Genomic DNA, 22,090 nt, shown 5'->3' on the forward strand with positions numbered 1-22,090 from the left:
GTGTGTTGATTTTTTCTTTTATTTGTTTTTTATTTGATAGGAATGATCAAATGTTTTTCCAGCGTTTGTAGGATTCTTCGTACGCTATAATTGTTGAGAACCCTAATTCTTTTGCGACTTGTAACTTGTCCATGGACTGGATATCCAGTGAATTCAGTTTTTCTCTCCGGGCTAAATCCAATAAACGTCTAAAAGATGTATTTTGTGCATTTAGGCGAATCTGTAAGGAGCGCTTATTAATTTGCAGTATGTCTGCCAAGAAATCCAGGTTGGCTGCACCCTCTGATAAATAATCTTTGATAATATCTTTACATCGATTGGGTAATGATTCATCTGACTTCATCTTCTGGAGCTGCTTCTTTGCAGTTAGCTTATTAAAGTCAAGGGAGGTTTTTCCTGGGCTACATAGTTGTTTATCAAGAATGGAGTTATCAAAGCTAATGCAATTTTTTTTATGCCCAAATTCAATGGGAATATTAATTAAGGAGGAGGCATTATTCATTAATTCGGAATTATGGTGAGCAAAGTGAATAACCGGATGGCAGCTTTCATAATCGACAACAATATCTGAAATCAGCTTAAAAATGACTCCAATATTCAATTCAACTTGTTGTGTGGTGAGAGGCGAAAAGCTAGGAATTAAAATATCAAAGCTGGAGCGTTCATACCCCTCACTGAATAACCCTTGATAGCCTTGTGTGCCCAGTTGTTGGAATTGCGTACCGAGGCTAACAAGATGTCTGACAGTAGGGCAAGCCATTAAGACATGAGCAAATGCTTGGATGCTGGAAATTGACACATCTAGACCAGTACGAAACGCTATGGTGTTATCACTGAAGTAGTCGGATACCTCTTGAAGTGCTTGTCCAGTCAGCCTTACTGGTACACGATGTTGTAGGTTTTGAAACTCAGAGTAATGATCACCATATATATTCTTTAACTTATCTTTTGGAAACCCCAGGTGTTGCCAGTATAGTACGTGACGATAAGTGGAAGTTGCCAAGCCTGTTGGCTCAGAAGCATAAAGTTCCTGGTTATTGGTAGTCATACTGATTTTTTTTGTACTGCTAATAATCTATGAAATTGGTCGCCAAATGACAAGTAAATTATTTTGGTGAATTTCTTAAGTTAATGTATAAAGCGACGCCATTATAGTATGAGTTTAACACTTAAAGTGTGATTTTGAACCAGTTTTTTTGACTGGCGATTTGGATTTGGTGAGATTAAATTCCTCCAGTACTTACAAGGTATAATTTTTACTACGCTGGCGGTAACGCTTCCAGTTTTAGCTAATCCTTGCGGAGCAGTTGGTGTTCCAATTTGTCTAGTCCGCGGAGATATAAATTAAAAATGGTTTAATATATATCAGGATTGAAAATAAAAGCGCTATCGTAATATCGCACGAAAGCTTTTAATATGATCTGAAGCTATAAAATATCGGGTTAAGTAATCTCTTCTATCGTAAAAGATAGCTTTCTCGCAGGTGTATATTTTGAGTGAAGTATAGCATCGTCCAGGTTTCCCGCTCCGTCGAATAATTTCTTAGCGCTGTTTATCTTTTTCTCACTATTTTATTTTGTTGGAACCAACGGTTCTTTTGGTTCTATTCGGAATCTTTTTGTCGGTTTGTTGGTTGGCTTAAGGATTTGATAAGGGTAATTCTAATGCTATTAAAGTGAAGGTGGATCAAAATCTTCTTGTTTGAGAAAAATGAAAAAAAATAGTTTTTTTCGCCAATCTATAAGCTGTGGAACTAGTCCTGATTGCATGTGACTGAATTCACGGTAGGTATGTATCTGAGCGATTTAGTATCTGGCCAGTGCTGCATGCTGTAGCCAATTTCTATATGCCCATTAAATCCTGTAATTAGTAAATAATTGTTTACTTCTAAAGTAGAGAAAACTGGAAATGAATAACAGTAGCTTGCCTTTGGCACTTCTGATTACCGCCACATTGGCTGGTTGTGGTGGCGACTCGTCATCTGAGGGATCTGATAATGAGAGCCCGCCTCCTTCGACAGGTTCTGATATAACGGACCCTGGGAATGGATTAGCAATATCGTCTTTCACTCTGGTCAATTCACAGGGCAACTCGGATATTTTTTCACTTACCGATGGTGCAGAGATATATCTAAGCCAGGTTGGAAGCCAGTTAAATATTAGGGCAAATAGTGATCAGGCAGAGAGTGTAATATTTGAGTTGGCAGGGGCTCAGACGCACAATATGACTGAAAATGTCTCGCCCTATGCTCTATTTGGTGATGATCAGGGTGATTTTAATCATTGGACCCCCGTAGTTGGAACTTACACCCTTACCGCAACACCTTATTCTCTGGATGATGGGGCAGGCACTGCCGGAACCAGTGCCTCAATTACATTTACTGTAAAGCAGAATGATGGAACCGATCCTACAGATCCAGACCCAGATCCAACAGATCCTCCGGGTCCAGTTGACCCGGATGATATCGGCCATAGTGAACATTGTACTGTTTCCGGTACGCTGGAAAAGTGGCACCGTATAACGATCACTTGTGATGATTTGTATGCATCAGAAAATGATGATGCTACGTTTACCGATTATCGATATAACGTGATATTTACACAAGGTGACTTGTCTTACACTGTGCCTGGACATTTCGCCGCTGATGGCAATTCAGCAAATACAGGTGCAACTGAAGGAACTAAGTGGCGTGCCTACTTTTCACCGCCAACTTCAGGTAAATGGTTCTTCGATATATCTATGAGACAAGGGAGCCAGGTTGCGGTTGATCTAGATACAAATGCAGGTAATGCTATTTCATTTGATGGTGAAAGTGGTTATTTCCCAGTATTACAATCCACAGCACCTGAGCTTGATATGAGGAGTAAGGGATTACTGGTACATAAAAAAGGAACCCGCTACTTGCAGCATCTGGGGGATAAGTCGGTATATATAGAAGGTGGAATGGATAGCCCTGAAAATATTTTTGGTTATTCAGGCTTTGATAATACAGAAAAACACTATAACGTAAATTCCTGCAAAGGCATATTACATAGTTTTGAGCCCCACCTTGGTGATTGGAATAATGGAGACCCTACCTGGAAAGATGGTAAAGGAAAAAGCCTTATTGGTTTAGTGAATTATATAGCTGAAAAAAATGTCAACGCAATTTATATCATGGCAAACACCGAGAGTGGTGATGGTTGCGATGCCCATCCTTGGACGGTATATGATGGTAACCATCGGGCTTTTGATGTCAGCAAATTAGACCAGTGGGAAGTCGCAATGGATCACATGACCAGTAAAGGCATGCTGATTCACTTTATGACACAGGAAACAGAGAATAATAAAGTTCTGAATAACGGTAATTTAGGGCTCGAACGTAAACTATATTACCGGGAGATGATTTCCCGCTTTGGACATCACCCGGCGCTACAATGGAATATGGGTGAGGAGAGCACTCTTAGCCAAGAGCAACACAAGGCAATCGCTAAATATTTAAAGGATGTAGACCCCTACGATCATCCCACCCTGCTTCATACGTATGGTGGCCAATGGGATCAGCACTATCGGCCATTGTTGGGAAATAGTAATTTTGATGGACCGAGTATTCAAATTGATAATATTCCTAGCGATGCGAACCATCGCAATGCCCCTTATCAGATGAGTAGAAAGTGGCTGACTGAATCCCAGAATAATAACCATCTTTGGTATGTTACTTTCACTGAAGCTTCCGGCGGGCAAGCGCCTGTGCCCCATTCTGAGGTTACCCAAGTTCAGAGGGTCAACTGGATGTGGGGCAGTGTTATGGGAGGTGGTGCAGGATTTGAGTGGTATTTAAAAAATCCTAATTCCGGCCACGCGTATGACTTAGCGGTAGAAAACTTAAGGGAGTTTGACAACCATTGGGAGCAAACTGGCCACTTTGTTAAATTCTTTAACGATATTTTGCAAAATCAACTTGAAGTTAATCTACACAGTTTGAATGTGGATAATGAAGTAACTTCAACCAATAACGATTGGGTGCTTTCAGATAGCGGCAATGTTTATCTAGTTTACTTGCGTGAAGGTGGCACAACGAATATAGAGATTCCAAATGAGGATACCTATAAGGTTTACTGGTTCAATCCAAGAAGCGGCCAGTTGACAACGGGTAATCAACTTGACGGAATAGGTACTCATAGTATTGGCGCTGCCCCAACAGAAGCTAATCAGGACTGGGCAGTAGTCATCAAAGCGGAAGGTATAAATAGCAATGTTCACCCAGATATTGTAAAAGTTCTACCAATTAACCCTAATGATGTTTTACTCGAACCTCAAACTAATTGGATGGATAGTTATTCTATTGGAGATCAATGTTTTTGTGAGTCAACTTTTGATCACAATATTGCCGATATTATGGTTTCGACCGACCATGGAACAATAACGGTTAAAGAAGCTTGTGACCTAATTGGCCCGGGCCCAGGATCGGCTGGCCGTCCCAAATACAATGATATTCAGTGCGGCAACGGCCCGGCAAATGATGCCGGTGATGAGGATTACTGTCCAGGTCGTGTGGATATAGGTAAAGAAGGGTGTGGCCATATTGGCCCGAGGTGGAATTTTAATAAGTTAAACCCAGATCAACCTGAAGGTGACTACACGGAACAAAACGGCCTGGTAATTATGGAGGCTGAAAATACCAACTCAAATCTAGGTGAGTGGATCAAGAAAAATGATATTGGCGGCCATACAGGGAGCAGTTATCTTGAGTTTAATGGTAATACGCCACTAAACGGCCCACCTAAATCTCCCTTGGAGTACACTTTCAATATAACAAGAAGTGGTTTGTACTATTTGCATCTACACGCTGCGAAAGAAAACTTAGTGTATGAGGGTGAGTTTCGTACAGACCTAGCAAATGACGCTTACTTTCGACTTGAAGGAAATTATGAGGCGGGACCTAATGCTGGGAATAGTCACGGTAAAGATGCTCCTCTGGAACTATTAAAAAAAGATACAAAGTTCTTTGGTGGAGAACATAATAAATTCATCTGGGAATCTGGCAATAAATTTGATCCTGGTGGTCATGATAATAAACGTGTCGCCGTTTATAAGCTAAAAGCAGGCGAATCGTATAAACTGGTGATGTCAGGCCGTTCACAGAAATTTAAGGTAGATAGAATAGTTTTCCGGCATATTGATGTTTCTAAATCTGATGCCGAGAATATAAATAATCCAGAAACCGTTGAGTAGTAACTGCCTCAGTGAGAGCCATGGATGGCTCTTTCGCTTGGAGTAGAATAGTTTTCAATTGCGGTCTACTTCATTGCTAAAGGCAGTAATTAGGGCTATATAAGGTTTGGGTCCCCATGGATCATTAGATTGTTAAAGTACACTATTGGTGAATAATGAAATTTCAAATAATAAAAAAATTATTTTGGCTGTCGATTGCTTTTAATTCTGCCCAGGCTCAAGCTTTCGAGCCAAAGTCGGATTTTTCGGTGAATTTGGAGCGGGTTCGGTATTGCCAGGAATTTTGGTGCCTCAAACAAGACACCCTATCTGAGTATCGAGCCTGGGAGATAGAGGGCGTTAGTAATAGCCGTCAGCTTCATACTCAGATTGCTAGAGTGCAAAACCCAGCACGCGATAAAGTAAAAAACTTAGTATTTATTGCTGCAGGACAACAGCCACCAGGAAATGGTGCAGAAAGTTCTGTGACAGGCCAGAAGGCTGGCTATAAAAAAGACTGTGGTGTACTAAAGAGATCTTGCTCTCGCAGTATAGATGGACGTTCACTTGCTCGACAGTTGCTAGATTCAGAGCATTTTCCAACAGATGAGACCTTCTTGGCGATTGCTTTTGATACACAATTTAACCAGATGATTAGTGGTAATGAGAAGTCTCGTATAGAAAAGGCATACCTCAGTTGGCTAAAGTCAAAGGCTTATGCCTCCAATCTAGAGACTATTTACTTGGCGGGTTCTTCTCGTGGTGGTTGTCTCGTTATGAGATTGGCGAAAGCTATGCGAGCTGATCCCGATTTTCGTAATATACGAACTGTTGTACACAGTTTTGATGGTGTTTGTAAATGGACCCAAAATGAGTTGGGAGTAACTTCTTCATTCCATCGTAACCCCATGAATTCTAGTTACTTAAGCTATTACACTGATCTCAATACACAATTTCCTTATAAAGATAATTTATATCTTAGGCAGTTGACTGGTGGGGCTGAGGTCATTGAATTATCTGGGGTTCACTCTTTTGCTTATACCGCTCAAGATACTGACCTAGGGTGGTATTCACAGAGATGGGTAAATTTGGATCATACGAGTATCGGTCGAGATATGAGTCAGGATGTGAGGAATCAAACAATAGTACCCTTCTTACAGCACTTAGATGACGTGCTTTAGTTTATTTTATCCTCTTATCTTAAAGTGTTAGTAGGCACTAAACCCCTGCCATGATAACTACATTGAGGTAGTTATCATGGAGGCTACCTTCTTATCTAAGGGGCCTCAATAATTCGGATCAAATCTAATAGTATTCGGTTATCAGTCAAGGCTATGATAGATCATGCATCAAGTCACCTTTGCCGAAGCAGGATACCGTTTGAAGCGTCCTAAAACCCGCTGGGAAAATTCCTTTCTCAAATGGATGGCCTCCTCCCATGGCATAGGCTGGAAGCCCATATAGCTCCCTTTTACCCATCGGGTAAGGAAAATCTACCGTATTCTTCAGAGATCCTTTAGAGCCGCTATAAGGAGTTCTGACTATGGAAAAGCTAAAATTATGGTCCTCTATGATAGATAAAATAGTTATTAGCGGTTAGAGATCGGTGAGTTAATAAATCGGATCATCAAGGTACGCATTGAGCCAATTTATATTAGCTGCAATTTTTATTACGAAAAACAACTCTTGAGACTCTTACTAGGGCCTGCCTACACTCATTATTCTATCTACGATAATTGAAGTAGGTAGACCCTAATAACCTTCTTAGTCCCTTGAGTCATCAAATGCTATATTAGGACCTTGTAACCTTAATCAATAATTATATCCAGAAATGCTGGCTGACTTCTTTGATCAGCATGATCCACAGCAATTATTTTATATCTATAATTTTTTTCCTGACCTAAATCAGAGTCACTGTAGGTCAAGTGGCGAGTTTTACCTACAAACTCCTCATCGCGGAAAATCTTATAGTGATGTGTGCCACCATTTTTAATGGCTTCATTCCATGATAATATTACTTTTCCTTCAGAGTATTTATATTTGAACCCAGTTACCAGGGGGGGAACACCCTCATTATCGTAAAAGCTACAAGGTACTATATCTCTGCCCAAGCCATCGGTACACTGATCTACATTCTTGTTTCTTTTTTCTGAGGCATTCCAATCTTTGGCTATCCCTCCAGTACACATGTTATCAACACAGTAGGGAAGGTCGTAGTTTTGGCACGTTCTACAGGTTTCATATCCCCAGCCGTTGGTGAAAGGAATACGTCGGCTCTTATCTAATGAGGGGAAGTAATTACATACCACCACATGTGCGCCATCGTTATAGGCAGGGTTACTAGAACCAATAATGCTATCGCATTCCGCTACAGCACAGCCAACATAACGGGTTTCTCCATGGCATACCTGGGCCCAATGGCCACATGTTTCCGCATGACAGAATTCATTATCCCAGTCATACCCATAGCTTTCATCATACCAAGATTTAACTGAGCCGGCCCAGGTCTCGGCAGCATACTGCGATGCCGGTGGATTAAAAATATTAATTGAAACATTTTCTCCGATTTCAATACTACCAGCGGGCAATACAAAAGATACTTCACCTTTAACTTTTTCAAATGCCTCTCTAATACCGGTTGCCTCATTTAAGTGACCAAAATAGCAGGCTGATGCTCTTTCTTTGGCCATTTTTGCCAAAGCATCATCCCAAAAAAGGGTCTGCATATTACCGGCAGATTCTGGGCCGTTACCTTCTCCAGATTCACCCTTCGCGCATCTCTCCCGGTACTCATTATGAGTGTCTAACATGATACGTTTTTGTTCCAAAGAGAGTTCAAAGGAACCATCTTCACCAGGATCGGGATCGGGATCGGGATCGGGATCGGGATCGGGATCGGGATCGGGATCGGGATCGGGATCGGGATCGGGATCGGGATCGGGATCAGGGTCGGGATCAGGATTGGGATTTTGGTTTATCCCCCCATCATCACTAACCTCAGGAATGCCTTTATTGTCATTGTCGGAACCACCCCCGCCACCTGAACAGGCAGCCAGGAGGGCGGATAAACAGATAGCTGTTATTAGTTTGAAGGAATCATTCATATCAGACCCACTTTACACGTTGTACTTTTATAAAATCGAGCGAATTATAGAGAGGCATTTCCGTTATTCTGTGAAGCGTGACATGTATTTTATTGCAATATGATTGATGGTTTATGGACTGTTGAGAAGGTAAATTAATTAGTGAAAAATTTATTTATTTTTCGTTTTTTAATCTTGATACTTGATTTTTGTAATAGTGGAAAGTGAAACGGCATGATATTTATTGAATGGTGCCCTAGAGTAAATTTACTTTAAGTAGCCCGGGTTTCTCTTGAAGCTATTGGTCCAGAATCTCAAGGTGAGTTGTAGCTGCGATTAAAACAAATATGGACTAGTAGCGATCACTCAATAAAAGTTTCAGTCGGTTTTCAATGAAAGTTGCTCCAGATCTTCGGTAGGTTAATTTTAATCAATGGTCATATGTCAAATGCCTGTTTGTCATTAGAGGCCTGATTGATATCCTCTTGTTGTTAAAAGGTTTTCGTAAAGTCAATTGAGCTTAATTAATTTTAAGCTTGTCATTTTAGGAGGTGCTAATTTCTTGATTAATATATTTTATATGGTTGGTGGTTTATATGGGTGGCCCCTTTTTGTGTAAATTGGATCAACAATTAAAGGAGTTCAGTAGTGGTAAGCGATTTGTATAGTGCTTGTCTAAGTAGGGTGTGGGGGAATGTGTCATCCTATGGGAATGTTTAGGGTGTTTTATTAATCGCAATGCTATTAGGTGGCAATAAGTGAGAGTGCGACCTGAATGCCTGTAGTGATCTCCAGATAATGTTTATGTTGATTTAAATGACTTTTTCTAAAATCAAAATTGCAAAGTATTGTGTGTTATGTCCGGTTCTGTAATATTACACAAAAGGTATCTCAGGATTAATGACGTAATATTCACTATGTATCAGTTTACCTATGAGCCTACTCCCAAAAATATTCTATTGGATTTGATGGGTGTTAATAAGCGACATGAACTGGCAACCAGTCAGCTGGGTTTCATATCTGATGCATTTGATATTTCCACAAATAATTTACGGGTGACACTAAATAGATTGGTGGGCACCGGCCTGATCACTCAAAATCGGCGTGGTATCTACAGTTTGACAGAAAAAGCACTGTCCAAACGCGCTTTCATAAACCGTTGGAAAAACAATACCTTTCTATACGATAACTGGGATTTCAGGTGGATAGCCTGCCACCTACCTAAAAGAGCAGCACGTGCAGTTCGTAAGAAATCATTAATGGTACTTGAGTGGTATGGATTTGCCGAAGGTCTGGATCACCTGCTGGTGCGACCCAATAATCTCACACTGAGTCATGCAAAATTAACCGACATGCTGATTACACTAGGTCTCGAAACCAATGCGCACTGCTTTGTCTTGCAGAATGTATCGGACACACTGGTTAATCAATGGGAAGACGATTTGTGGGATATTGAACGTTTAGATCGAGAGTATGATGCCTTGATAGATGCTCTTGAGAGCAGTCTTACAAACCTGGCATCAAAGCCTGTCAAAGCTTCGTTATCTGAAACATGCCGCTTGGGTGGCGAGGCTATCCATCGTTTAGCGACTGACCCTTTACTACCAAAAGTAATCAGGCCACAAAATAAATACCAGGAACTTAAAAGTATTGTACGTAAGTATGACCGTACAGGTCGCAATATTTGGTTGGAACAATTGCAGAAGTTAGGCGTTGACACATAATTACAAAATGGTGACTTGCAATGAATATCCCCCTTAGTAAAGAAGAGGTTAAGCCGTTCCTACAGCGCAGTGATGCCAAGGCCTGGTGGATAGTGGTCAGTACTTGGCTCGGTATAATGGGAATTTTTACCATAGCAGCGTTATTGCCACACTGGGCAATTTATATTGTTGCAGTATTTTTACTTGCTGGACGGCAGCAGGCCCTGGCAGCCATTATGCACGAAACTGGTCATAAAACACTTTTCGCAACTCGAGCCTATAACAAGTTTGTTTGTAAGTGGTTGTCTTCACCGTTTTTGTTAATGGATGGAGAAACCTATATAAAAAGTCATATGATGCATCACCGCAAAGCCGGTACAGATCAAGATCCAGACCTGCAAAACTATAAGGATTATCCTGTCAGTAAAAAGAGTTTGGTTAGGAAGTTTTCCAGAGATTTTTTGGGGTTAACTGGTTTAAAAGCGAATTTATATTTATTTTTGAGTGGGCGAGACTTACTAAGTCGTAAAAAGCGAGTGAATTTTCAGTTAACCCGAGGTTTATTCGTTAATAGTGTTATGTTTGCCATACTGTGGGCTTTTGGTGTCCCGCAGTTATATCTATTGTGGATTGTGGCTTATCTAACCGTGTATATGGCTATTATTCGGATGCGTCAGATCGCCGAACACGCTGGGGTCAAAGATCTTTACCAGTTGGAACCAAAATACAATACGCGTTCGGTGCCTAGGGGTATTTTAGGGCTTCTGTTCGTCAGTCCCACAGAAGGTTTGAGTTACCACTGTGAACATCATGCCTTCATGGCGGTGCCCACATATAACCTCAGGGCGTTGCATAAGTTGCTAAAGGATCGTGGTTATTACGATGATGTTGAGCTGGCCAGTAACTACTTCGGTGTTTTGAAACAGGTAGTGAGATGAGGCGTAGCTGAGGTCAAGTATTTATTTGCACCAGTGCTGCTTACTGGTGCAATGCTTTATGGGCATACTCAGCCAAAGTATGCGTGATTTCTTTAATTAACTTGGATTTCAAATTCCAAACATGCCAGTACAAGGGGATTTTCAGATGCTGATCTGGAGTCAGCTTGATCAGTTTCTCTTGTCTTAACAAATCCTCCACTTGTATATCTGGTGCCATTCCCCAGCCCAAGCCCAATGTCAGAAAATTGAGGAATCCCTTAGAGGAGGGGATTTCGTGAGACGGGTATTGGCCGGCCTCTATTCCCCAAAACTGCTTTAAGTATCGGCTTTGCAGCTGGTCCTTATAGTTGAATTCAACTGCAGGGGCATAGCGAAATTCATCCACATCGACTGGGTCCGAGAAGTAGTGTGCCTTAAAAGCCGGAGTGCATACCGGGTAGTAAGCCATGTGTCCCAATAGAATGGACTGGCAGCCCTGCAGGTTACTGGTTACCGAACTAATACAGCCAATGACTTCTCCGTTCTTGAGCAACTCTAAGGTGGCTTCCTGGTCATCGACCTTCAAGTCAACAAGTAGGTGATGGGAACGAATGATGGGGGTAACGGCTTTAAGGAACCAAGTATCCAGGCTGTCCGAGTTAAGAGCGATACGCACCTTATTTTGGTTGCTATAACGGGTTTTGCTGCCCTCCGGGTCTATGTCTGCTAGCAGCTCGTGTTGCAAAAGGTGCATCTGTTGGAAATAACCCAGCACCTTAAGACCGGCTTCAGTAGGGCGTAGTGGTGTTGATCGGATGAGCAGGGCCTGCCCGACTTGTCCCTCAAGCGCTTTGATTCGCTGGGATACTGCAGATTGACTGACGTGAAGCAAAGCGGCGGCCTTATCAAAACTCTGCTCCTCTACCACGAAAGCAAAGGCCTGAAGCTGTTTGAGATCTAACATAAGATATTCTTATGAGGTATCAATATAATTAAATTTACTTATTCTAGCTCGCCTCTTAATCTCCCGCCACTTTCCGACCCGCACACCGCGGGCAGACCCCAATGACCACAGGAGGCAACGTGATTTCGGGTTTGTTGCTAGCCCCTCTGACCAAGGGCTTTATCACTACTATCAGCTTGATCATGGCAATTGGCGCACAGAATGCTTATCTATTGACGCAGAGTATTCGCCGTCAGTATCACTACAGTATCGCTGCGCTGTGTGTTCTGATGGATATTGTCCTGATCACCAGTGGTGTCTACCTGGTATCACACTTGGCCCAAGCAGAAGGAAACTGGATGGTCTGGTTGACCTGGTTGGGCGTGGCCTTCCTGATTGGCTATGGTGCTATGGCGTTTCGTTCAGCTTTTACCAATAAGGGGCTAGAGGATAAGAAAGAGTGGGTTAAATCCAGGCGCTCTGCCCTGATTACCGCTGTGGCGCTTACCCTGTTAAACCCCCATGCTTATGTGGATACGGTTGTCCTGATTGGCTCGGTCGGTGCCCAGTACGCAGGGGAAGGTACTTTATTCTTTGTGATTGGTGCCTGCAGTGCTTCGGTACTTTGGTTCGCGCTGCTATCGGTTGGTGGCAGTATGATGCAGCCGCTGTTTAAGAACCCAAAAACCTGGCGCGTGCTGGATGTACTGGTGGGTATTATGATGTGGTCGATTGCTGCCAGCCTTCTCTGGGCACAGTAGTAAGTTCACTTAATGGGGAGTGGTGGCAGGTAAATTTTATTGGCTCACTGCTCTGATGCATACATGCCTGGATAAAAACCTTTATCCAGGCATTTCTCAATACCCTCAAGTTAAAAACACTAACTGGTGGCAGCTTCCTCTTAGGCAATGGCCATCTCTTTATTTTCTGTGTTTCTGCTTAAGTGGCGACCCATATTGATAGCCGGCTTCTCAATCAGCTTGTACACCAAAGTTCCCAGGGCAATACTCACAAGAGTCGTGGCCAACATATAGACCTCTACAGAATAAGCAGAAAATGACTGTGCCCATGACTGCTGTATGGTCCAATTCAGCCCACGCATCACAATGGGGTGGAATAGATAAACGGAATAACTGATGGTTCCCAATGCTACCAGACTGCGCCATGGCCTAAAGGGGACTAGCAGAACTACAAAGAAAATAGCCAAAGCAATGAGATGCGGTAGGGCAAAGCGCAGAGGGTCTTCAGTGACCGGTTTACCGAGGAAATAAAGAAACAAAACCATCAGCGGAATAGAGAAGGTGCCTGCTACTGCGAGAATAGCATACCAGTAGTTTTTCTTACGCACATAACTATGTCGGATCAAGGTTCCGCAGAACATAACGGCGATACAGAAAGGAATATAAGTAATGGTGGGAGCCATCTCTGGCAGCTTAATGGGTAATTGTTCTAATAATTGCCAACCTATAAATAGGGATAATCCCCCCCAACAGAAGAGTAGTAGGACCAGGGGGTTAGCAAGTTGCCGTTTGGCAAAAATCAATGCACATAAGCAGTAAAAAATTAATTCAACTGTCAAGGTCCAGTAAAGCCCTTGCACATTATCAAACCCCATTAACCCCTGTAGCATGGTTGTGTTTGCGACAATAGTGGCTGCAGGATACATCCAGTCGCTGATAAGCCAAGTTAGCCCAAGTGCCATAAATAGCGATGTCCAGTAGGCTGGATACAGACGGAAGAAACGGCGAATGGCAAAGTTCTTTAAAGAGCTTTGAGCACTAGAGAGGCTAAAAGGAATAACAAAGCCCGAAATTAAAAAGAAACAGATTACTCCTATTCGGCCAAAATCTAGTTGGTTCACAAATTCAGCCAGCTCGGTGCCATGTTGGGCGATATTGGAATTACGAATAAAAACTTCACTACTGTGTTGCCAAACAACAAGAATTGCTGCAAGCCCCCGCAGTGCATCAAGGTTAAGTAAACGGCTATTCATAGATTTGCTGTATTCCTTTAATCAGCAGAGGAAAACCCATAGGTTTTAGAATTTATTTCGCTGCTACGGGCAAGCTTGAAATGCTATAAATAGCATTTAAGGCGAGCCGTAATTAAGTACAATGATAAGCCTTTACAAGGCAATTTATACTTAAAATCAGGTCAGGGAAATGAGCCTTATTGCTTAAAGCGAACGGTTCTTAGCTTCCAGAGGACACTGATGAATGAACCGAATCCTACCATAAATCCTCGAATCAGAGGATAATTCAATCTTACTTGCTGATCTTTTCGAGACTGATTATTAAATAAACAGTCAAAACTTCAACGGCACAAACTGATTAGTCACTAGTATCGCAAATAAGAGAAACAGAAAAGTTCCCACTACCCAAAAACTGGATGCAATAAAAGGCAATGTTTGCATTGTCATGGTATGCCCCTCATGTTCGGATTGTGAATCATGGGTGGATGAGGGGATTGGCTGGCTATTCTTGATATCAGGATCAGTTTCCGGTGAACAGAACCCTAGACAGGGCGCAGGACCATCCAGTCCTGGTAGGGTCATGCATCCGTGTTTTAGGTGGTTTTTTACCAGCCAGTAGTTGATGGGATAAGCGATAAAGCCACCGACAATGCTTGCAAGGCTCATTCGAAACCAAAATGTGGCATTGGTGGGATCTTCTGATTCTGGCCACAGTGAAGCCAGTATCACCATGGTAGGAATCATTCCCCCCATCACCATATTCATAGAAACCGTTTCAGCAAAAAATGTCTTGCGCACCGCTTTCAAATAGTTGCCCTGGTACATACCCAGCATCATCAATGCTTGAAAAATGAACAGCCCGCAAATGAAGCCAGCAATATACTCAATGGTGGCATCCCAGCCATTGGTAAGTCCAAAGAAGGGTACAATGGATGCGGCAATAACAATACCGGTGGCATCACCGGCCAGGCAGTGCATCTCACTATTGACACTCTGTTTCCAAGTGGCGCGCGTAAATGCATCGTGGCCACCGGGAAAGGGGCGCCGGCAAGTCAGTAAATACAGAATCAACCCAACAACACCTGTATATACAATAACCAGTATCCACGCCATGCGCTGTACCCAGCTGGTCGGCGCGTTGGTGATAGAATCCCAAACGACAAAGACCACACTTATAGCCGCGAAAATAAACCAGACAAGCATAGCGCCATTTAGCATGCTAGATTCTCTTTAAGGATTATGCCGGTATCTAGTAGTTTAATTGATAGGGGCTGGTTTTTGAGAATCCGGATGAGCATTAGCTACTATCTACCCACAGCTACATAGTTGTATATGTAAGTACTTTTGCTGAGCTATAGCGTATGCAGGAGTAATACCTTTAGTCTTTATTTTAATCGACATTTAAAATTTCCTGATGATCCCGCTTAACGTTATATATTTAAATTGCTTAGGATAATCTATTTTGCACTCTAGGGCTTTCTATAAAAGTATTTGGTTGTTTTTGGTGTATTTTTCTAAATTCAATGATTAGCTTTATAAGCTAAGCAATAAAAGATGGTAAATTCTTTGTGGCGGCTAAACACTAAGGCAAAACCACCTCGAGAGGACTATTTTTAATCTCTGAATGAATGTCAATTTGTAAGTATCATAAATAATATATTTTGGATATTAATATACATTTTATGATGAATACTAAATGGAGATACAATGTCTAAAGATCCTCAACTAGTTGCCGAACAACTAAGGAAGCCATCTGGCGCCTTAGCTTCAGATACTGCACTGCAGATGAATAAGGCTAATAAAGCAACGAACCTGGCCGCACTAGAATTACTTCGTGTGGTGGATCATGACCATATTCTTGAGATTGGGCCTGGCAATGGTAAATTTGCAGTCGATGTACTTCGAAAGGGTTCCAGCATTCGCTATACCGGAATTGATTGGTCTAGTGAAATGGTTTCGAGCGCGAAAACTCTCAACTCTAAACACATTGAATCGGGACAGATGGACTTTAAAGTTGGAACATCGGAGAGATTACCGTTTGCTGACAGTCAATTCGAGAAGGCGATTACTGTCCACACTATCTACTTTTGGGAATCTATCAAAACGCATTTGTCTGAAATACGCAGAGTATTGGTGCCTGAAGGAAAGTTTTGCTTAGCTTTTGGTGATAAGTCCTTTATGCAGAATTTATCATTTACATCGTTTGGGTTTCAGCTTTTTGATGAAAGCGATATTCGGACTCAATTAATTGAAGCTGGCTTTAGGGTTCTGTGCTGTGAAAGGCATATTGAATATGGAGAGAGTAATGCCGGAGATCGAGTAGAAAAGTTAATAAACATTGTTTTATGTGAGGCCTGAACAAAGGATCATATGAGCTTAACAAGCTTAGTGTTGCTACCGATTGTTTCTGGTATTATTTCAATTAAAAATACCGTATGAAAACTCAAGAATAGATATGGCTTGAGTATTGGTAAACTCTATAGAAAGTTTTTAATGTGTGGTATCTGTTTGACGAGATGCTTGAATGATTAATTATTAATATAGCTAATTTGGTGTTGATAGGTATCAGTATCTTTGCACATATTGATGGTTATCTTGTGTATTTGTCAGTGTCCGAGCAATGTCATCTAATAACTTATCAAAGTACTTTGCATTTCTTTCACCAGACTTCTTCAGTTTTTTCAAATTTTTGGGAGATGCATCATCTAATGCAGAATTCGCATCATAGAGATCTGGCTGAATTCGGAAGTACTTTGTGTTTTCTACGGTTGATGAAATTTGTTTCAGGTAATAATGGGTCATTTGAGCTCCGCCACTTAATGCAATATCTATAGCTGGCCTTGCCCAGTTGAAAATGCCCCAATTTTTCGTTTCTTTGTATTTGTAACTTGTTAGCTGCTTACCAGTACCAAGAGACACAATAATCATATCCTTGATCCCACTCACACCGCTAAACTTAATGGCTTCTGAGTAAGCACATAAAGCGGGGTCACTGGCAACCATACCACCGTCTACCAGGATATATTTTTTGTTAATTGGCGATAGTGAATAAATACGTGCGGGTTCAAAGTAGGTTGGTGCGGCGGTGCTGCCTCGTAGTAAATCTCTAACTAGAAAGTCTTCATTTCTCACTAATGCGCAGTGTTGCCTAAAGATAACTTGCTCGCGATTTTTAATGTCATAGGAAATAAAACAGGTGGGTTTTAATAGTTCACTAAGCTTTGTTTTTCCAAAATATTTCTTCAATATCTTTTCTAGTTCATGTGTAGAGTATTTTTCTTCCTTGAGTAGTCTCAGCTTGTCCAGGTAAGGCCAGATTCCACCATTAAATACCTTGTCTCCTTCTTTAAAATAAATATTAACGGCTTCCTGGGCTGAAAATTTTGGCCTTCCCTCTTCATTAGGGAAAATATAGGCCGCGCCTAATACGGCGCCAGTGCTTGTTCCTGCAATGAGGTCAAAAAAATCTCCTATTCTGGCGTAGGGGTTGCCTGATTGCACTTTTAGCTTATGTTCAAGAGAGACCAATATTTCACCGGGCAGTATGCCTCTTATTCCCCCTCCATCAATAGATAGGATTCGGATCGCCACTGTTAACTCTCCCTGGATTCATTCATTGAGTGCAATTGTAGAAAGATAGCACTAGGCTCAATGGTTAATGCCTTCAATGTGAGCGGTGATTAATGGATGTAAAAATAAGTTTCTGGTATTAAAAAATACATGTTGAGCAGTACGGCCGTATTCATAAAATGAATAAGTTAATTTTAAAGAAAATTCACATAAGCACTGGGCGTGAGTTTTGTTGGGTTTGATCACTGGTTTGTTAAAAGGCAAAAGAGAAGGCCATTTTTAATGGCATATTGAGGCTAGCGTGTTTTCGAATTGTCCAAGACCTTAGGTTGTCGGCCCGGCGCTTAATTAATCATGCCAATACAGAAGGGCATTTAGACACACATAGTAACTATCTTGACCCGGACTACAATGAATCAGGTTTAAGAGGCGCCGAAAGTGGAGCTTCTCAGATTAAGGAAATTTGCTCAAGGGTACCCACTATGGCTATGAACCTCGCACAGAAACTGATCAAGAGTCATCTCGTGAGCGGTTCATTGGAACCCGGCAGCCCAATAGAGATAAAGATTGACCAGACGCTGGCTCAGGATGGTACTGGCACTCTGGTGATGTTAGAGCTAGAGGCGCTTGGTTTATCACAAATCAAAACTGAGCTTTCCGCACAGTATGTAGACCACAACCTTCTACAGACGGACTTCAAAAATGCGGATGATCACCTGTTCCTGCAAAGCGCCTGTCGCAAGTTTGGACTTTGGTTTTCACGTCCCGGTAATGGTGTAAGTCACCCGGTACATATGGCTTGCTTTGATGTTCCCAGAAAGACGCTACTTGGCGCCGATAGCCATACCTGTGCAGCCGGCTCTATGGGTATGCTGGCCATTGGTGCTGGTGGTCTACAGGTGGCCATGGCTATAGCTGGCGTTCCCTTCGCGCTGAAAATGCCGAAAGTGCTCGGCGTAAAGCTTGAGGGTGAACTGCCTCCCTGGGTCAGTGCCAAGGACATCATCCTGGAAATGTTGCGTCGGCAAACGGTCAAGGGGTGTGTGAATAAGATTGTCGAGTACCACGGTCCAGGCCTTGCCAATCTTACCGCTATGGACCGCCATGTAATCGCCAATATGGGGCAGGAGATGGGTACCACGGCCAGTGTCTTTCCTGCCGATCACGCTGTGAAGGCCTTCCTCAAACAACAGCATCGGGAAAGCGATTATGTAGAAATGAAAGCCGATGAGGGTGCGAGCTATGACGAAGAGGACACCATTAATTTATCTGATCTTGAGCCGCTGATCGCCTGCCCATCCAGTCCAGACAAAGTGGTAACCGTACGTGAAGTGGCTGGTCGCCCTATTTACCAGAGCTATATTGGCTCTTCTGCTAACCCTGGGCTGAGGGATTTCGCCATACCAGCGCGTATCGTCGCAGGTCGTCGATTAGCTGACGATGTCTCTTTTGATATCAACCCAACCTCGCGCCAATTGCTAGAGGAGCTTAGCCGGAGTGGCGATCTCACAAAACTACTTGAAGTGGGCGCGCGCTTGCACCAAACAGGTTGTGGCGGTTGTATTGGTATGGGGCAGGCTCCGGCCACTGGCCGTATCAGCCTACGTACTGTGCCACGTAATTTCCCCGGTCGATCCGGCACAGCAGATGACCAAGTCTATTTATGCAGCCCAGAAACCGCCACTGCCAGTGCACTGAAGGGTGTGATCACCGATCCACGTGATCTGGACATGGACTATCCCAGCTTTAGTGAGCCGGAATATCTGCCAGATATAAGACCTTTACTTCAGCCACCACAAGAAATCCCCGTAGCCGTTGAGCTGATTAAAGGTCCGAATATCAAACCGTTGCCAAACTTTGAAAAGCTTCCAAACACCTTAACTGGTCCGCTATTACTGAAAGCGGGTGACAACGTTTCGACAGATGAAATACTGCCTGCCGGAGCGGAGATTTTACCTTTACGCTCAAATATCCCCGCCATTAGTCGCTATACATTTTCCCGTATTGATGAAGACTTTTACCAGCGGGCGATAAAATTGAATGGTGACTGTTTTGTTGTTGGTGGTGAAAATTATGGGCAAGGCTCCAGCCGTGAGCATGCAGCGGTATCATCACGATTTCTTGGGGTAAGGTGCATAATTGCAAAAAGCATGGCTCGTATCCACCGCCGTAATCTCATTAATTTTGGTGTTCTGCCACTACTTTTTGAGAGCTTTGATGATTACGATCGACTGGAGCAGGATTCAATCCTTGAGATTGACAAGCCAATAGCACAACTGAAATCAAACAATTCTGTAAAGCTTTTGATTAAGCCATCCGGTGAGAGTATTAGTCTACGCAGTGACTTGTCAGTAGATGAAATCGAAGTGCTAGAGGCTGGTGGCATGATTAATCAAGTACGAGAAAAGTATCTGAGTAACGAGAAATAGTGGGTTTTAGTGCACCCGTAAATTACTCAAATGCTTTAATTAAATACTTTTTATATAGAATAGCCTTTTACGCTAAGTGGCATCCTGTTTTTCTAACCACTTTAGAATGATCTGATTTGTTTCTTCCGGTTTTTCCTGTTGAATCCAGTGGCCGCAGTTGAGACTGACTATATCAACATTGGGAACGAACTCTTTTAAGTTTGGAGCCTTAGGGATCAAGTCTCGATCGCCGTAAATCATAAGTGCTGGCTTTTGGATGGTTGGCTCTACATCTGCCAAGATCTGCCAATTTCGGTCAAGGTTTCTATACCAATTAATACTGCTCATGAACCCTGTTTTCTCAAATGCGGAAACAAAAACAGCCAGTTCGCTATCACTCATTAAGGGCTCGCCAAGTGGCGCTTCTGCTTTGGCGAGATCGATCATCATCATTCCAGGCTCTGGTGGTGCTGGAGGTACGTTCTTGCGGAATATATTGCGAAGGAATTGTGAAGTATTTGCATCTAACACAGTGTCCGCGATGCCTGGCTGTCGGTTAAAGTGAACAATGTAATAGTCGCTTCCTATAAATTCTTCCATAAACTCGACCCAAGGCTTTTCTGTGCGAGCCTGGTAGGGTAGGGCCATATTTATAACTTTGTTGACCCGGTTTGGATGTAATAGCGCAAGCCCCCAAACTACCATTGCGCCCCAATCATGGCCGACAAAGGTGGCATCTTTGTATCCGTAGTGATCAAGAAGCGCGACGAGGTCACCCGACAAGTTTTCAATGCCATAGTCAGTTATATCGGCAGGACGGGATGAATTGCCATAACCACGCTGGTTTGGAACGATAACATGGTAGCCGGCTGCGGCAAGTACAGGCAGCTGGTGGCGCCAAGAATAGGCATGCTCTGGCCAGCCGTGACAAAGCACAATTGGTTTTCCCGTATTCTGTTGACCTGCTTCAAAGACTTCTAACTCAACGCCGTTGACTGGAATAAGAGTGGGCTTGGGGAATTCGGTTAGATTAAACAATGCATTTCTCCTTTTTTTGAGGCTCAACAATGCCTTATGTGCCGGATAGCCCCTTTTCTTCGACTTGGGGCTACGGATGTGCGTTGCAATTTCAGAACTCCTTTGCTGAAAAGAACAGACATAGGCTAAAATCAAATGGTGCCAAATAATGTCACCATTTAATAATATCCTTACAAAATGAGTGTTCGACTTCGACAAGACGCCATCGTGCGCAGCCTTCGCCGAAATGGTACTTCTACGATTGCTGACTTAGCAGAAGAGGTCGGTGTATCCAGGCGTACAGTGTTGCGTGATATTAGCGCACTGCGCGATGAGGGCTTTGTTATCCATTCTGACCCTGGTCCTGGGGGCGGTCTGCAATTAGACCCGCAATCGGTCCAAACCACAGCGCGCCTCTCGGTTGCCGAGGTCTTTGCGCTCCTTATCAGCGTTGCATCAATGCGTGCGGCCGGGAATTTACCTTTTTCGGGGCTTGCAGATACTGGGCTTGCCAAAATAGAGAAGGCTTTGCCACCGGACAAAGTACGTGATTTACGCCGGTTTTTAGACTGCTTATATATCGGTAAGCTTTCACCACACGTAGACGTATCAAATATTCAGGAAATGGAGCCCGCGTTGCTCCCCACTTTCGAGACAGCTTTTCTCCAGCGGTTACAACTAAGCTTCCAATACCGTGATGCAAAGGGATCTGTAACCAGTAGGGTTGTTGAGCCACAGGCGATGCTGATTTTGCCACCTCTATGGTATTTGGTAGCTTGGGATCCCGCACGCAAAGACTTCCGTCATTTTCGAATGGACAGAATCAGTAATCCGGAATACCTTAAGGGCAAAACATTTCGACGCCGACATGTTTTATTCGAAGATAGTGTCTCTCCAATTCAGGATTTACCTCGTTAATCTTCACTAGTTTATAAAGCTGATCTTTAGGTTTTCGTATATCTTCATTATAAGAGGAAAAAAGGTATCTTTCGCCAGAACATTCTCAATAGATCTGAAAGGGGTTTCAATATAAAGTATATTGGCTATTCATATTAAGGTTATATTTTACTCTTAATTGTATATTTTTCCAGCAGTTTTAAACGCTCTAGTTTGAAATTTTGCTGATGAATCTTGTTCATACCTTTTAATTATGATTACAACTTCAGCGATAACTTTGACAGTGATTGTTTTCAAGCTCACGAAAGGTAAGGCTAATATTTAACGATCAAGGATTATTGGTTATCTTTGTTAGATGATTTTGTAAGTTTTATATTAAATAGGATG

General features: G+C 42.6%; 15 protein-coding genes. 8 read left to right on the plus strand and 7 right to left on the minus strand.

What is annotated here, in order from left to right:
- Nucleotides 1–46: 46 nt before the first annotated feature.
- Entirely contained in the window at nucleotides 47–1,048 is a 1,002-nt protein-coding gene (locus ACJJIJ_RS02055) for an AraC family transcriptional regulator ligand-binding domain-containing protein (protein ID WP_444938516.1), read from the minus strand.
- A gap of 860 nt (nucleotides 1,049–1,908) precedes the next feature.
- Here ACJJIJ_RS02055 and ACJJIJ_RS02060 point away from each other — a divergent pair.
- A complete protein-coding gene (locus ACJJIJ_RS02060; protein ID WP_444938517.1) occupies nucleotides 1,909–5,214 on the plus strand; it encodes a DUF5060 domain-containing protein in 3,306 nt (1,101 codons plus the stop codon).
- Nucleotides 5,215–5,369: 155 nt separating this feature from the next.
- Nucleotides 5,370–6,374 carry an alpha/beta hydrolase family protein gene (locus ACJJIJ_RS02065; RefSeq protein WP_444938518.1) on the plus strand — a complete coding sequence of 335 codons (1,005 nt, stop codon included), beginning with the start codon at nucleotides 5,370–5,372 and terminating at the stop codon, nucleotides 6,372–6,374.
- A 627-nt stretch (nucleotides 6,375–7,001) separates the two neighbouring features.
- Here the strand turns inward: ACJJIJ_RS02065 and ACJJIJ_RS02070 are convergent.
- The gene (locus tag ACJJIJ_RS02070) at nucleotides 7,002–8,297 is read right to left on the minus strand and encodes a CAP domain-containing protein (protein WP_444938519.1); all 1,296 of its coding nucleotides are present in this window, start codon (nucleotides 8,295–8,297) and stop codon (nucleotides 7,002–7,004) included.
- An 896-nt stretch (nucleotides 8,298–9,193) separates the two neighbouring features.
- Between ACJJIJ_RS02070 and ACJJIJ_RS02075 the strand changes: the two genes are divergently transcribed.
- The gene (locus ACJJIJ_RS02075) at nucleotides 9,194–10,000 is read left to right on the plus strand and encodes a hypothetical protein (protein WP_444938520.1); all 807 of its coding nucleotides are present in this window, start codon (nucleotides 9,194–9,196) and stop codon (nucleotides 9,998–10,000) included.
- A gap of 116 nt (nucleotides 10,001–10,116) precedes the next feature.
- Nucleotides 10,117–10,917 carry a fatty acid desaturase family protein gene (locus ACJJIJ_RS02080; protein WP_444938521.1) on the plus strand — a complete coding sequence of 267 codons (801 nt, stop codon included), beginning with the start codon at nucleotides 10,117–10,119 and terminating at the stop codon, nucleotides 10,915–10,917.
- A gap of 40 nt (nucleotides 10,918–10,957) precedes the next feature.
- Here ACJJIJ_RS02080 and ACJJIJ_RS02085 read toward each other — a convergent pair whose 3' ends face one another.
- Nucleotides 10,958–11,860, minus strand: coding sequence for a LysR family transcriptional regulator ArgP (locus tag ACJJIJ_RS02085; RefSeq protein ID WP_444885796.1), 903 nt, complete (start codon nucleotides 11,858–11,860; stop codon nucleotides 10,958–10,960).
- A 101-nt stretch (nucleotides 11,861–11,961) separates the two neighbouring features.
- Here ACJJIJ_RS02085 and ACJJIJ_RS02090 point away from each other — a divergent pair, with 101 nt between their 5' ends.
- Nucleotides 11,962–12,600 carry a LysE/ArgO family amino acid transporter gene (locus ACJJIJ_RS02090; protein WP_252084900.1) on the plus strand — a complete coding sequence of 213 codons (639 nt, stop codon included), beginning with the start codon at nucleotides 11,962–11,964 and terminating at the stop codon, nucleotides 12,598–12,600.
- 140 nt (nucleotides 12,601–12,740) lie between these two features.
- Here ACJJIJ_RS02090 and ACJJIJ_RS02095 read toward each other — a convergent pair whose 3' ends face one another.
- Both ACJJIJ_RS02095 and ACJJIJ_RS02100 read right to left on the minus strand, forming a co-directional pair.
- Nucleotides 12,741–13,832 carry an acyltransferase family protein gene (locus ACJJIJ_RS02095; protein WP_444938522.1) on the minus strand — a complete coding sequence of 364 codons (1,092 nt, stop codon included), beginning with the start codon at nucleotides 13,830–13,832 and terminating at the stop codon, nucleotides 12,741–12,743.
- A 312-nt stretch (nucleotides 13,833–14,144) separates the two neighbouring features.
- Nucleotides 14,145–15,029 (minus strand): DUF4396 domain-containing protein, encoded by an 885-nt coding sequence (locus ACJJIJ_RS02100; protein WP_444938523.1) that lies wholly within the window; start codon nucleotides 15,027–15,029, stop codon nucleotides 14,145–14,147.
- A gap of 489 nt (nucleotides 15,030–15,518) precedes the next feature.
- Between ACJJIJ_RS02100 and ACJJIJ_RS02105 the strand changes: the two genes are divergently transcribed.
- On the plus strand, nucleotides 15,519–16,169 hold the full coding sequence (locus ACJJIJ_RS02105) for a class I SAM-dependent methyltransferase (RefSeq protein ID WP_444938524.1): 651 nt from the start codon (nucleotides 15,519–15,521) through the stop codon (nucleotides 16,167–16,169).
- A gap of 207 nt (nucleotides 16,170–16,376) precedes the next feature.
- Here the strand turns inward: ACJJIJ_RS02105 and ACJJIJ_RS02110 are convergent, their stop codons facing one another.
- Nucleotides 16,377–17,402, minus strand: coding sequence for a patatin-like phospholipase family protein (locus tag ACJJIJ_RS02110; protein ID WP_444938525.1), 1,026 nt, complete (start codon nucleotides 17,400–17,402; stop codon nucleotides 16,377–16,379).
- A gap of 461 nt (nucleotides 17,403–17,863) precedes the next feature.
- Between ACJJIJ_RS02110 and ACJJIJ_RS02115 the strand changes: the two genes are divergently transcribed.
- The gene (locus ACJJIJ_RS02115; RefSeq protein ID WP_444938526.1) at nucleotides 17,864–19,810 is read left to right on the plus strand and encodes an aconitate hydratase; all 1,947 of its coding nucleotides are present in this window, start codon (nucleotides 17,864–17,866) and stop codon (nucleotides 19,808–19,810) included.
- Between the two features lie 72 nt (nucleotides 19,811–19,882).
- On the opposite strand, the gene ACJJIJ_RS02120 is transcribed toward ACJJIJ_RS02115, so the two are convergent.
- Nucleotides 19,883–21,025 (minus strand): alpha/beta fold hydrolase, encoded by a 1,143-nt coding sequence (locus ACJJIJ_RS02120; RefSeq protein ID WP_444938527.1) that lies wholly within the window; start codon nucleotides 21,023–21,025, stop codon nucleotides 19,883–19,885.
- Between the two features lie 9 nt (nucleotides 21,026–21,034).
- On the opposite strand from ACJJIJ_RS02120, the gene ACJJIJ_RS02125 reads away from it, so the two are divergent.
- The gene (locus tag ACJJIJ_RS02125; protein WP_444938528.1) at nucleotides 21,035–21,724 is read left to right on the plus strand and encodes a helix-turn-helix transcriptional regulator; all 690 of its coding nucleotides are present in this window, start codon (nucleotides 21,035–21,037) and stop codon (nucleotides 21,722–21,724) included.
- Nucleotides 21,725–22,090: the final 366 nt, after the last annotated feature.

This window comes from Microbulbifer mixtoriginis (SeqCode) (assembly GCF_052467945.1).

Coding starts and splice junctions, on each gene's coding strand:
- ACJJIJ_RS02055 (WP_444938516.1), bottom strand. CDS start 1,048: ATGACTACCAATAACCAGGAACTTTATGCTTCTGAGCCAACAGGCTTG.
- ACJJIJ_RS02060 (WP_444938517.1), top strand. CDS start 1,909: ATGAATAACAGTAGCTTGCCTTTGGCACTTCTGATTACCGCCACATTG.
- ACJJIJ_RS02065 (WP_444938518.1), top strand. CDS start 5,370: ATGAAATTTCAAATAATAAAAAAATTATTTTGGCTGTCGATTGCTTTT.
- ACJJIJ_RS02070 (WP_444938519.1), bottom strand. CDS start 8,297: ATGAATGATTCCTTCAAACTAATAACAGCTATCTGTTTATCCGCCCTC.
- ACJJIJ_RS02075 (WP_444938520.1), top strand. CDS start 9,194: ATGTATCAGTTTACCTATGAGCCTACTCCCAAAAATATTCTATTGGAT.
- ACJJIJ_RS02080 (WP_444938521.1), top strand. CDS start 10,117: ATGGGAATTTTTACCATAGCAGCGTTATTGCCACACTGGGCAATTTAT.
- ACJJIJ_RS02085 (WP_444885796.1), bottom strand. CDS start 11,860: ATGTTAGATCTCAAACAGCTTCAGGCCTTTGCTTTCGTGGTAGAGGAG.
- ACJJIJ_RS02090 (WP_252084900.1), top strand. CDS start 11,962: ATGACCACAGGAGGCAACGTGATTTCGGGTTTGTTGCTAGCCCCTCTG.
- ACJJIJ_RS02095 (WP_444938522.1), bottom strand. CDS start 13,832: ATGAATAGCCGTTTACTTAACCTTGATGCACTGCGGGGGCTTGCAGCA.
- ACJJIJ_RS02100 (WP_444938523.1), bottom strand. CDS start 15,029: ATGCTAAATGGCGCTATGCTTGTCTGGTTTATTTTCGCGGCTATAAGT.
- ACJJIJ_RS02105 (WP_444938524.1), top strand. CDS start 15,519: ATGTCTAAAGATCCTCAACTAGTTGCCGAACAACTAAGGAAGCCATCT.
- ACJJIJ_RS02115 (WP_444938526.1), top strand. CDS start 17,864: ATGGCTATGAACCTCGCACAGAAACTGATCAAGAGTCATCTCGTGAGC.